At 53.0% G+C, this 9,669-nt stretch carries 13 protein-coding genes; 10 read left to right on the top strand and 3 right to left on the bottom strand.

What is annotated here, in order from left to right:
• Window positions 1-29 precede the first annotated feature (29 nt).
• From ACAW74_RS25895 to ACAW74_RS25885, 3 genes are all read right to left on the bottom strand, one after another.
• A complete protein-coding gene (locus ACAW74_RS25895; RefSeq protein ID WP_370701173.1) occupies window positions 30-1,079 on the bottom strand; it encodes a hypothetical protein in 1,050 nt (349 codons plus the stop codon).
• A 250-nt stretch (window positions 1,080-1,329) separates the two neighbouring features.
• Entirely contained in the window at window positions 1,330-3,249 is a 1,920-nt protein-coding gene (locus tag ACAW74_RS25890; RefSeq protein ID WP_370701172.1) for a tape measure protein, read from the bottom strand.
• Window positions 3,246-3,578 (bottom strand): hypothetical protein, encoded by a 333-nt coding sequence (locus tag ACAW74_RS25885; RefSeq protein ID WP_370701171.1) that lies wholly within the window; start codon window positions 3,576-3,578, stop codon window positions 3,246-3,248. The genes ACAW74_RS25890 and ACAW74_RS25885 overlap by 4 nt, the downstream gene beginning before the upstream one ends.
• Before the next feature lie 819 nt (window positions 3,579-4,397).
• Between ACAW74_RS25885 and ACAW74_RS25880 the strand changes: the two genes are divergently transcribed.
• The 10 genes from ACAW74_RS25880 to ACAW74_RS25835 all read left to right on the top strand — a co-directional run bounded on the left by ACAW74_RS25880 (window position 4,398) and on the right by ACAW74_RS25835 (window position 9,661).
• The gene (locus tag ACAW74_RS25880) at window positions 4,398-4,604 is read left to right on the top strand and encodes a helix-turn-helix domain-containing protein (protein ID WP_370701170.1); all 207 of its coding nucleotides are present in this window, start codon (window positions 4,398-4,400) and stop codon (window positions 4,602-4,604) included.
• A 146-nt stretch (window positions 4,605-4,750) separates the two neighbouring features.
• Window positions 4,751-5,011 (top strand): hypothetical protein, encoded by a 261-nt coding sequence (locus ACAW74_RS25875; RefSeq protein WP_370701169.1) that lies wholly within the window; start codon window positions 4,751-4,753, stop codon window positions 5,009-5,011.
• Between the two features lie 103 nt (window positions 5,012-5,114).
• Window positions 5,115-5,357 (top strand): hypothetical protein, encoded by a 243-nt coding sequence (locus ACAW74_RS25870; protein ID WP_370701168.1) that lies wholly within the window; start codon window positions 5,115-5,117, stop codon window positions 5,355-5,357.
• Window positions 5,358-5,363: 6 nt separating this feature from the next.
• Entirely contained in the window at window positions 5,364-6,506 is a 1,143-nt protein-coding gene (locus tag ACAW74_RS25865; protein ID WP_370701167.1) for an RNA-guided endonuclease InsQ/TnpB family protein, read from the top strand.
• 391 nt (window positions 6,507-6,897) lie between these two features.
• Window positions 6,898-7,113, top strand: coding sequence for a hypothetical protein (locus tag ACAW74_RS25860; protein ID WP_370701166.1), 216 nt, complete (start codon window positions 6,898-6,900; stop codon window positions 7,111-7,113).
• Window positions 7,114-7,141: 28 nt separating this feature from the next.
• Window positions 7,142-7,408, top strand: a complete 267-nt coding sequence (locus tag ACAW74_RS25855) for a hypothetical protein (RefSeq protein WP_370701165.1) — start codon at window positions 7,142-7,144, stop codon at window positions 7,406-7,408.
• Window positions 7,409-7,451: 43 nt separating this feature from the next.
• The gene (locus ACAW74_RS25850) at window positions 7,452-8,414 is read left to right on the top strand and encodes an ATP-binding protein (protein WP_370701164.1); all 963 of its coding nucleotides are present in this window, start codon (window positions 7,452-7,454) and stop codon (window positions 8,412-8,414) included.
• The gene (locus ACAW74_RS25845; protein ID WP_370701163.1) at window positions 8,404-8,718 is read left to right on the top strand and encodes a hypothetical protein; all 315 of its coding nucleotides are present in this window, start codon (window positions 8,404-8,406) and stop codon (window positions 8,716-8,718) included. The genes ACAW74_RS25850 and ACAW74_RS25845 overlap by 11 nt, the downstream gene beginning before the upstream one ends.
• Before the next feature lie 18 nt (window positions 8,719-8,736).
• Window positions 8,737-9,279: a hypothetical protein gene (locus ACAW74_RS25840; protein ID WP_370701162.1), complete on the top strand. Its 543-nt coding sequence runs from the start codon at window positions 8,737-8,739 to the stop codon at window positions 9,277-9,279.
• Complete coding sequence (locus ACAW74_RS25835) at window positions 9,269-9,661, top strand: hypothetical protein (protein ID WP_370701161.1); 393 nt, start codon at window positions 9,269-9,271, stop codon at window positions 9,659-9,661. The genes ACAW74_RS25840 and ACAW74_RS25835 overlap by 11 nt, the downstream gene beginning before the upstream one ends.
• Window positions 9,662-9,669: the final 8 nt, after the last annotated feature.

Below are 9,669 nucleotides of genomic sequence, written 5' to 3'. Positions count from 1 at the left end.
AGGATGTAGTTGGGTGGGATGGAAACGCATTACAGCAATTGTTGTAGCTCTGTGCGGTCGTTGTCGTAGGCGGCTTCGTCGTTAGGGTCGGCCCCCTTTCTAGGGCTGCTCAGGCTCAACCGCAAGCCCAGCCCTACGGTACGGCGTCCGCCGGTTTGGGCCGAAAACTCTGTCTTTACCGAACTGACGTAGAAACGGCCCGACCGATTGGGGTAGTCAGGATCGACAAGGTGGGCCGTGTAGCCGATGCCCACGAAAGGGATTAGCCATGTTTTGAGGCTTCCCCGGTAGCCATCGAAGGAGTGCTTCTTTAGCTCCTCGGCGGCAATTCGGTTCAGGGCTTTCTGGGATTCGATGTTAGGTCGTTTGAGGGTGATTTTTTCGCCACCATCAACGCCCGCCTCGCCCTTGGCTTTGCTTTTCTTGCCCCCGCCGATAATCTGGATTTTCACCTTTACATCCTCGGCCCGCACAAATTCCAGATCGTCGGATTCCTCCACGTTACGACTGAAATCGTAGTGGGCCTCGCCTAGCTTTTCGGTATAGCGAAGGTGGCAATGCAGCTTATCGCCCCGCACATAAATAGCTAGTCCTGACGATTCTTTCAGGCTCGACAGGGCTTGCAGGGCCGTTGCGTTAACGATGGTAAAGCTCTCGTATCGGACGCCTTTGGTGTCGCAAACCAACTCAAGTTTGCTGCCCGTTTTTTTGACCTGACTAACGATGTACATTAGAATCGTTACCAGCGAGACCTTTTTGAACTGCTTGTCGGCAATGGGTTTGCGTAGGCCGTAAGCCCCGTCTTCGCATTCAATGACAAAGGGCGCATTGGGCTTTAGGGCGGTCACGTACCCAATGAACTCCGTTACCGGATACCCATCATAGCCCAAGGCAACAGTTACCCGGTCACCACGCTTGATTTTGTCCTCAATGGCAAAGGCTTTGTTGTGCTGTTTGGTGGGCAGGCTGATGCGGCAAAAGTCTGCGATCTGCTCAACCGAGGTTTCGATGGTGACTGATTCGACCGCACTAAGTTTGTAGTCACCAATGAGGATGTCGTGGCAAAGTGTATAGGCCATAGCGGCGAGGCGGGTCTGGGGTGCTGGGAGGGCGATAAAGGCGATCGAGCAAAAACGGCCCGTAGGCGGGCTATTTATAGCCGGAGCAGTACTTGGTCGTTTGGCATACATTCGCCTTGTGGCGAAGAATTTAAACACTATCTAAATGCCCTTGCGGGCTTTGCGCCTCGCCCTATCAATGCTTTTATAGATGAATACCGAAAAAGTATTGATAGGGCGAGGCAAGTACTGATCGTTTAAAGAGAATAACTTATTGGGCCGCCGCCCCGGCACTGGCACCAGCCAGAGCGCGGGTCAACTCATCGACCACCATGTTCTTTAACTGCTCAACCCCAACGGTTGCGTCCGCTACGTGCATGGTCAGGCCCTTAACCAAGGCTTCGAGGTTGATGGTGATGTTAGTGGATTTCGTGCCACCTGTTGTGGCTGACACCCCCGCCTTATCGCCAAGCGTGCCGCCGCCCTTAGTACCATCCGGGCCTTGACTCATGCGCCCTGCCATCAAGGCGGGCTTGCTGGCAGTTAATCGGGCATTGCGCTCATTACGCCGGTTGAGCGTAGCCACTTTGCGCTGCATCGCCTCGGCATCAGCCATGCCCCCCTGAAAACCCTCCTTGAAGGAGGTCGCCAGCCGCGCACCTAAGCTGATGAAGTTCAGCGTCGAAATGTCGGTGAGTATGCCCACGATGTCGGAGAACATATTCTTAAAGCCCCCCAACAAACCATACAGAGTTGCCTTGATTGTGTCTAAATGGTCGTTGAGCCACGTAACGGTTTCCATGACCTTTTTCGCTGCCCACACAAAGCCGTCAATCATGGGTGTAGCCACCCACAAAAACGCCCGACCGACTAGCTCAATCACTTTGTAGACGCCCCATAATACAGGCGAGAGTAACCGACTGACCATGACAATGCCGTTGACCACGCCGGTCAATCCTGTACCGTTCTCGCCCACTAGGCCCATGCGTTCAGCTACTGAGTAAAGCACCTTACCTACCTCACTGAATAGACTACGAATCGGCTCTCCGGCTTGCCACAGGTTAACAAACACCTCCTTTAACGGCTGGAGCTTTTCGAGCATCGGGTCGATCTTGCTCAGCAGGTCCGTGCCGAAGTCAAAGAGCTTGCCGAGCATCGGGTTCAGCCCTTCCGCCCAGGTGGCGAATTTGTTCTCCAGTGTACCGAGGAAGGTCGACCATTTGCCGCCCGCCGTTTGGCTGAGCTTGTCGAGACCACCCGAATACAGCTCACCTTTTTCGGATAGATTCTCGATAGCAGTGGCCACGTCAGCGGATCGGATTTGGCGTTTCTCGGCCATCTTAAACAGCCCTTCGCCGTCAACCTTCAGCGTCTTTTTCAACTGGTCCATCAAGGCCGTGCCGCCAAATTCTTGGTGTAACTCGCCGCCGTCGATAAAGCCCTTTTGCATGATCTTGCCATAAGCCGCCGATAACTCACCAAAATCCTTCTGGCTTACAGCGGCCATGTTACCGATCTGAGTCATCACCGAATTAAGCTGAGCCGGGTTGACTTTCGCGGAAAGCAGCGTCCGGGCTGAGCCGTACACGTCCTCATTCGAGTACGGGGTCACGTCGGCGAACTTGTTCAGTTGGCCCATCAGCGGGTCAACCCCAGCCTTACCCACGAATTGCTCGAAAGCGACCTTCGTCTGCTCTCTGTCCATGCCCATACCGGCTAGCTTGACCCCACCGGCTACCGCTCCGGCCACGCCCAACCCCGGCAGTAGCCCACCCGCCGCACCCATGAGTTTACTCAACATACCGCCGCCGCCCGCGTCGCGCCGCCCGATGGTAGACAGCCGGTTCATTCGCGCTTCGGCGTCTTCGATCTGCCGGTTTAGCCCCCGAATCTCAGAGAGGTTGACCGACAGGTTGCGCCGTTTGGTCAGCGCGTCCAGTTTGGTGTTGAGACTATCGACCGAGCGCCCCCCGGTATTTCGGAGCCTATCGAATTGGGCAGTCAGCCGGGAAACGGCCCCACCCGCCGCTCGAAAAGCGGAGCTAAAGCGGTTGTTGAGTCGGTCGGCCAACGATTGCAAGCCAGCAAAGCGGCTACCCATGCGGCCCGTCACCTGGTCAGATTCAGCTTGTATAGCCAGCAAGGTCGGTGAGATGCGATTCACCAACTGAAAGACAATCTCGTAGTTCATGGCCGATGCTGGTTTTGCAAGCGTACCATTTCTTTGTACATCAGGGCAAAGCCCCGCGCCGCCTTGGTCAGCAGTTCGGGCCGCTCAATGGCTTGCTTATCCCCGCCGATGAACAGCAGCCGCACGAGGTGCTTGTTCAGCTCCTTTTGGTTCTTGGGGTTGAGATACTCAATTTCAACCTCATCCGCCTCGGTAAACTCACGCAGATACAGCGTGAAGGGGCCGCTCTGGTGAGGTATTTTCAGTTCGGCCCATGTGCCTGCGGGCCAATCGCTCGTAACCTCAACAGGTAGCAACTCGCTACCGGAGGCGGACTTTTGATAAATCATGGTGCGGATTTTGGCCGCAAGTAGTCTCCTACCTTGCCCTTCGGGCAAGTGGCTTGAGTAGGGATGGTCGCCCGCTCCGTAGCGCCTCCGTAGCGCTTACCCTAAACGGATACAATCGTGCTTGCGCTACAAGTCAGTGAATTCACTGTAGCTATGTATGGCTTTATTATAGACGCCCTATTGCTATCACGGACCTAATTGCAATGTGTCTGAAATACGTTTTACAGCGTACTAAGCACCTACTCAAATGTTATGTATAAACAATTACTATAAATGGTACTATTAAATATTCATTTACCAAAAAACCAGCACTTTTTGCATTTTGGCGCTCAAATCCTGTCAAACGTCGAATAATTTGGTCAAATAACGGAAGATTATTACCAATCATCGAAAAGAGCTATTAAGCCTTAGTGCGAAGGGTACTTTTAAATCAAGAAAACGGCCAATCGTTTTCTGAAACAGTACGGCTCTCTTCGTATGAAGACCAACCCAAAACTGGTAGGACGTAATCGGAAGTTACGTCCTACCACCATCAAACCTTCGTTTTCTGTCAGATGGTTTGATATAGTTCGGATTGTATTGCTAGTAGTGGACATCGTTGACAGACACCGCCACTAAGAGCGAACGTTGGGGGCCTGCATCCAATGCAGGCCCCTTGCTATGTAACAAAGAAACAAGAAATCGATCAATAAACATCGTAAAGTCTACTCATACTAGTTAAGACACGAATGCCCAGTGTCGGTAGTTAGCCAACGGCAATAAGCCACCCTTGCCCCGCACAGGCCGAGGGCTATCTTTGCCGGTGGAACAGCCAAAAGGATGGAGGACATTAAAGCAAAGGTGGGCGCACTAATACGCGAAGCGCGTAAGCAGAAAGGATTGACCCAAAAAGAGCTAGGTGAGATATTGGGTCTATCCCAAAGCACCATAGGAGAATATGAGGGTGGCAAGCAAAACCTAACTATCGAGACACTCGACAAAATATCCGCAGCACTCGGTGGTGCTATTTTTATTGACAGAAAATAATTGCTGTTTTTTGCTTCTTTTTATCGGATATATCCGATATATAACTACCTTTACAGAGTCAAACGGCAACAAAAAGCCCCAACGCTTCCAATCTTGGCAGAACAGAGCGAAGGGGCAGACATCAAACCACTTATCGCAGTAAGACCATGCAAACTTACGCCCGGCTGTCCACTTCGACAAGCCCCCTTGAGCCAGCGGCTCAAACCCTGCCCACCCTGCAACAGCAGGTGGACACGCTTCAGAACATTGTGCTGACACTGCAAAATCCCTATTTCCGGCAGTATTACGGCTACAGCGCCACGATGGGCGAGATTCACCTGCAAGCTGCCCTGGCGCGGGTATTGTCCCACATCGACCCGCTGGTCCTGGAAGCTCTGGCCGCTCACGACTTGCTACCTCAAGCGTAGCTACCTCCTTGTTACTTGAGATGATTGGTTGAACGAGTCCACACGGTAAGGGGCGTCCTGCCCCCGCCGTGTGCTTTACTCACCCTGTAAACACCTATTCGAGATGGTACGCTTTGAGAACGAAAAGATCATTATCGAGGTGCAGCCCACCGGGCTGGCTCCCCTCACCACCCACTTGGCCCTGTTGAAAAGCCTGATGCTCGTGAGCCGCTTTGTAATTGACCACGCCACAGAAAGCGAGGTAACGATGGAGGCCCTCTCCACACTGCACTACACCCTAGGGGCGGCCCTGTGCGAGGTAGATCCCGCTCAGTTGGCACGGTTTGAAGACACGATAACCAAGTAAAAGGCCATGCTCCAGGTCAAGACATACCGCTACAAGCTCCGGCCCACCCGCGCCCAACAACAGACGTTGGGCCAGTGGCTAGGCGCGTGTCGATATATTTATAACCTGACGCTGGACTATAAGAAGACTCTCTGGGAGCAGTGTCGAGTCAATATAGGTAAGTACGAAATTCAAAAGGAGTTGACTGTTCTAGTCAAAGATTTTTCCTGGATGGAGTCGGTTTACTCCGCAACTCGAATTGACGTGACTGACCGGGTATTCACTGCTTATGATAATTTTTTTAAGCACGGAAAAGGCTTTCCCCAATTTGCCCGTAAAGGAGAGTATCAGTCTTTTACCTTCAAGCAGGATGTTAAGATCGACGCGACCCATGTTCAATTGCCCAAGTTGGGCAAGGTGCGCTATCGTAATTCACAGCCTTGCCTGGGTAAAATCAAACGAGCGACGGTTCGGGAGTGTATAGACGGCTGGTACGTCTCATTGGTGGTAGAAACCAACATCGAACCCCTACCCCTCATTAATAAACACATTGGTATTGACGTAGGCATCAAGTCGCTACTAGTCACTTCCGAAGGCGAGACCATTGTCAACCCTAAACACTTCTACAAAGCCGAGCGTAAACTAAAACGCCTACAGCGGTCAGTCAGCCGCAAAAAGAAGGGTGGCAATAACCGCAAGAAGGCGGTGCAGAAACTAGCCCGTCACCACCAACGGGTAGCCAATACCCGCAAAGACTTTCAGCATAAGCTAACGACCCGGCTGATTCGCGAGAACCAAGCGATTGCGATTGAGTCGTTGAGGATTCAAAACATGCTGGCCAACCACCAGTTGGCCAAAGCTATTTCTGATGCGGGATGGTACAGCCTCACGCAGATGCTGACCTATAAGGCCAAGTGGTACGGGCGAACCCTAGAGAGGGTTAGTGCCCGGTATACTTCGCAGGATTGTTCTACCTGCGGCTACCGCAACACTGACCTGACGTTAGCTGTTCGGGCGTGGGTCTGTCCGAGTTGTGGCACCACGCACGACCGGGACATAAACGCAGCAAAGAATATAAAGAGTAAGGCGGCAGGGAGTGCCGTGTCAGCCTGGGAGGCATACGCGCCGGTTACGGCAGTAACCCAGGAATCGTTTACGCAGCCAGCATAGCTGGCTAGTTTGACGAACTCCAAGCGGTCCCATCGGGAAATAAATCAAAACCTAACTTCATTGTCCACGTCGCAATCATGCGTGGTGCCATAGCGTGTTACACGTCATGATATAATTATCAGTACAAGTACTGTTTACAATATACAGCGCTCTTGCGTTTAGAACCCGTTTAAATTCTTCACCACGCTACGAACGCCTCAAAAACGATATAGTGCTCACCTGAGCCATTTTAGCCATCCTACGGGCGCTTTTGAGAGTGCTTGATTATCATACCTGGTTACCTGTACGCAATGTCTAAAGGCTATATCTAGACAATCTCAATTTATACACTCAATAAAAGCACTGATTAAATAAAGATAATTCTTTATTTAATCAGTGCTTTTATTGAGTTTTGTATATTATCAGTGTTCTAATCTACAGAGGTAGAATATACGATTCGCTGGGACCGCGAAACCCGAAAGCCCTGCGTGAAGCTGCCGAAAGCAGCCAACGGATCGACCTGGTTTCGGCTCAGATGGAAGCTCGGTATCGAAAGAAAACGCCTGACCCGATCCCGATCGAGATCGCCACGTTCGACGCCAATGCCCTGGCACGAGGGCAGTATTAGCTAGCAACTTTTAAACCCAAATACACACATGCAAACCACAGGAAGTGATGACCAATTCGTGCAACTGTACAAAATCCTACGAGCGCACGGCATCGATGCCATCGACACGTTGGACGCGGCCCAACTGGAGGCGGCAAAGCAGCTCCTTGAAGCCCGGATCATGCTCTACGAAGAGAAGCTCCGGGGTAACAATTTCAAGCAAGTGGCCGAAGAATACCGCGCCGATTTGAGCTGGTTTCGCAAAGTGCTCGACGCGGTTAGTACCCGTTTAGAGACCCTTGCCGCCGCCGTTTAAACGGCGTTTAAACGCTTACTAGTACGCTTAACAATACATCGAGATGATTACGAACGAACAAAAATCAACCATTCAAGCGGCCGTCAAACGGGAGTACCAAACTCTCGGAAGCTGGTCGAAAGTCGCCACCAAAACCGGCGCATCTACATCAACGCTCAGCCGGGCGATGATGGACTCAACGTTGTGGCACGAAATATCGGACACGATGTGGCTACGCGTGGCCAGCGCCCTGGGGGTGGCCATTCATGCCGCCGAGTGGGCAATCGCCAAAACGCTGAACACTCAGATTGTTAGTCAGGTACTGTCGGACGCTCAAAACGAGGCCATGTTCATGGCGATCTCGGAGAAGGCGGGATCGGGCAAAACCGCCTCGATCAATCACTACAAGGCCAACGATCAGGAGGGCATGGTGTTCGTGCTCCAGTGCGAAGAATGGCACAAGCGGCCGTTTCTTTTCAAGCTGAGCGAAACCCTGGGCGTGGCTACGCGGGCCGATATGAACGTCGACGCCCTGACTGATGGGGTGGTAAAGTTTTTCAAGCGCAAAGCAAAGGACGGCCGACCACTGCTAGTGCTCGATGAGGCCGATAAGCTGCGGCCAGCGGCGCTCCGGTTCCTCATTGTGCTCTACAACCGGCTCGAAGATGAGATCGGCCTGGTGGTGGCCGGAACCGAGTTTCTGAAGCGGCATATCCAGGCGGGTGTAAAGCGCGCCCACAAAGGATATGACGAGATCGACAGCCGTCTCGGACGCACTTACATCGAATTAGTTGGCGCACAGTACAATGATGTGGTGGCCATTTGCCAGGCAAACGGCTTGGCTGACACATCAGCGATCGGACGGGTATGGGACGAGTGCAAGCCAGAGCAGCGGTCAATCGAGGTGCCTGATGAGAAGAGTCAAACAGGCAAAACGAAGAAGTATATCCAGGTCGTGGACGATCTGCGTCGCGTGAAACGGATTGTCAAGCGTGAACGTCTGGCTCTGTCGCGCAATGGCTACTAACCGCTTCAAGGTGAAGGTCTACCTCAAGGAGGAAGTCAATCGCACCAAAGGCCAACCGCCTGTAAAAGTGACGCGCTGGACTTACATGCTGGCACACAGCCGGGAAGAGATCAGTAGGGTGAAAACCAACGACGGCGTGATCATCATCTACCGCTACTTCGGACGATACGCGAACGGTGCACAGTGGAAACTACGCGACATCGACGCCTTCGTCAACCTGGTCGACGCGGTATTTCAAGGACGCTATAAAGTGCATGACAGGCCCATCAACGCGGGCCTGGCGCACAAAGACGATAACGAGTAACTCCCCAATCCAATCCCAATGAAAACGCTAAAACTGCAAACTGACATCGAAGTACGCGTCGTTATGGCCGCGCTGGAGCAAACGCGCCAGGATATGGGTGCGATCCTGCTGAATCCGGGCCTCAACTGCCTACAGGCAGCCAGTTACGGCATGACTCAGGACGTCGCCCACCAGTTGATCGAGCGCCTCTCTGAGCAACCTGTAATGATCGACGTAGAAGCCCTCAAAAAGGTAATAGTTGAGATGGGTAGCAAGGCTTACGAATTTCAATTGATGCCGGATCAGTATCGGGCCTACATTCCGCCAGTTGGCCACGAGCTTCTGCTTGGGCACATCGATCAGTTGGATCGGTCAGGGCTGGAAGAGTTTCTCGGTCATCAGTCCTATTTCACCAACTACGCTACAGCCCGACTCGATCAGATGAAGATCGAGGCTGAGCACGAGCAGACCCGCGCCATATGGGGCGGGGTTGGCCCGCTCCGGCCAGTTAACTCGATAGTCGCCGAAGAAAATGCAGCCCTCGCCCGTCGCGGCGTTAGCGACTCCGGCCGTGCTGACTAGGCAGATCGTATTGAAGGGCAACCGGCAAATCCTATTCAGATGGGAAGAGGTCGAGGGCCAAACGCAAACAGCCTACTACTACCCTGCGCCAGATGCTGATCTGGCCGGGGTGGTCGAGTGGCTTACCAGTGTCCCCTTCGTACATCCTGCAAAACTGGTCGACGGCGCAAGGCCCGCGCTCTCAGGTGATTCGTATGGCCCTTCGGCCGTCTATCGACTGGTCGTCTCGAAGCGGCAAGACGGCCAGTACCGTGTCACACGCTACGACAAAAACGGCAACGGCGACGGCGTCGAGATCGTCGGTAAAGAGCAACTCCGAGGCCGGATCAACGCCCGGCTCCGGCAAATCGAAATCGAAACAGGCTTTCAACCAATCAACTAACCAATACC

The organism is Fibrella musci (assembly GCF_041321105.1).
In the GTDB taxonomy this organism is placed as follows: domain Bacteria; phylum Bacteroidota; class Bacteroidia; order Cytophagales; family Spirosomataceae; genus Fibrella; species Fibrella musci.
This window is presented reverse-complemented; position numbering and strand designations above follow the sequence as displayed.

Bases quoted from the DNA above. Each gene is read 5' to 3' on its own strand.
- ACAW74_RS25895 (WP_370701173.1), bottom strand. From the start codon at position 1,079: ATGGCCTATACACTTTGCCACGACATCCTCATTGGTGACTACAAACTT.
- ACAW74_RS25890 (WP_370701172.1), bottom strand. From the start codon at position 3,249: ATGAACTACGAGATTGTCTTTCAGTTGGTGAATCGCATCTCACCGACC.
- ACAW74_RS25885 (WP_370701171.1), bottom strand. From the start codon at position 3,578: ATGATTTATCAAAAGTCCGCCTCCGGTAGCGAGTTGCTACCTGTTGAG.
- ACAW74_RS25880 (WP_370701170.1), top strand. From the start codon at position 4,398: ATGGAGGACATTAAAGCAAAGGTGGGCGCACTAATACGCGAAGCGCGT.
- ACAW74_RS25875 (WP_370701169.1), top strand. From the start codon at position 4,751: ATGCAAACTTACGCCCGGCTGTCCACTTCGACAAGCCCCCTTGAGCCA.
- ACAW74_RS25870 (WP_370701168.1), top strand. From the start codon at position 5,115: ATGGTACGCTTTGAGAACGAAAAGATCATTATCGAGGTGCAGCCCACC.
- ACAW74_RS25865 (WP_370701167.1), top strand. From the start codon at position 5,364: ATGCTCCAGGTCAAGACATACCGCTACAAGCTCCGGCCCACCCGCGCC.
- ACAW74_RS25855 (WP_370701165.1), top strand. From the start codon at position 7,142: ATGCAAACCACAGGAAGTGATGACCAATTCGTGCAACTGTACAAAATC.
- ACAW74_RS25850 (WP_370701164.1), top strand. From the start codon at position 7,452: ATGATTACGAACGAACAAAAATCAACCATTCAAGCGGCCGTCAAACGG.
- ACAW74_RS25845 (WP_370701163.1), top strand. From the start codon at position 8,404: ATGGCTACTAACCGCTTCAAGGTGAAGGTCTACCTCAAGGAGGAAGTC.
- ACAW74_RS25840 (WP_370701162.1), top strand. From the start codon at position 8,737: ATGAAAACGCTAAAACTGCAAACTGACATCGAAGTACGCGTCGTTATG.